We start from the raw sequence: 875 nt of genomic DNA, 5'->3' as shown, positions 1-875 counted from the left end.
ATGGAGGGATACCAAAGTGGCCAAATGGGGCGGACTGTAAATCCGCTGGCATTGCCTTCGTAGGTTCGAATCCTACTCCCTCCACCACTGATTAATGGGGAGTAGCCAAGCGGTAAGGCAACGGACTTTGACTCCGTCATGCGTAGGTTCGATCCCTACCTCCCCAGCCAATATTACGAGCCATTAGCTCAGTTGGTAGAGCATCTGACTTTTAATCAGAGGGTCGAAGGTTCGAGTCCTTCATGGCTCACCATTAACATGAGATGCGGAAGTGGCTCAGGGGTAGAGCATCGCCTTGCCAAGGCGAGGGTCGCGGGTTCGAATCCCGTCTTCCGCTCCAACCATCCTTCACTTGCTGAAGGTTTTTTTATGCCCATTCAATCTCTCCCCCGTTTCAATGGGTGGATGAAAGTGAGCATTGGGATGGGATGCTAATCGCAACATCATTCTGGTACAATATGATCATTGAGTATGGAAACACTGAAAACGATCATGCAAGCGAAAATAATGTCCCTGTGGATGGCAGTGGGCTGCCGCACCAGATGAATTGAGAAGCTCGCCATTTCAAAGGCGATGTAGTTACGGCCCGTTGGTGAAGTGGTTTAACACACCAGCCTTTCACGCTGGCATGCAGGGGTTCGAATCCCCTACGGGTCACCATTTATATATCGCAGGCTGGATCCCGGCCTTCCCTGGGGACGGTTAGCTCAGCTGGGAGAGCATCTGCCTTACAAGCAGAGGGTCGGCGGTTCGATCCCGTCACCGTCCACCATAACATGGAGGGATACCAAAGTGGCCAAATGGGGCGGACTGTAAATCCGCTGGCATTGCCTTCGTAGGTTCGAATCCTACTCCCTCCACCACTGATTAATGGG

General features: G+C 52.2%; 7 tRNA genes. All 7 read left to right on the top strand.

What is annotated here, in order from left to right:
• The first annotated feature begins 2 nt into the window (after window positions 1-2).
• A tRNA-Tyr gene (locus tag I8U27_RS20380) sits at window positions 3-87 on the top strand.
• Between the two features lie 8 nt (window positions 88-95).
• Window positions 96-170: transfer RNA gene (locus I8U27_RS20375), tRNA-Gln, on the top strand.
• A 7-nt stretch (window positions 171-177) separates the two neighbouring features.
• Window positions 178-253, top strand: a tRNA-Lys gene (locus tag I8U27_RS20370).
• Window positions 254-265: 12 nt separating this feature from the next.
• Window positions 266-340 (top strand) — tRNA-Gly (locus tag I8U27_RS20365).
• Between the two features lie 243 nt (window positions 341-583).
• Window positions 584-660: transfer RNA gene (locus I8U27_RS20360), tRNA-Glu, on the top strand.
• A 36-nt stretch (window positions 661-696) separates the two neighbouring features.
• Window positions 697-772: transfer RNA gene (locus tag I8U27_RS20355), tRNA-Val, on the top strand.
• Window positions 773-778: 6 nt separating this feature from the next.
• Window positions 779-863: transfer RNA gene (locus I8U27_RS20350), tRNA-Tyr, on the top strand.
• The last annotated feature ends 12 nt before the right edge of the window (window positions 864-875 follow it).

The organism is Paenactinomyces guangxiensis (assembly GCF_016055185.1).
Lineage (GTDB): Bacteria > Bacillota > Bacilli > Thermoactinomycetales > Thermoactinomycetaceae > Paenactinomyces > Paenactinomyces guangxiensis.
The sequence above is the reverse complement of the archived record's forward strand: the minus strand, read 5'-3'. Positions and strand labels throughout refer to the sequence as shown.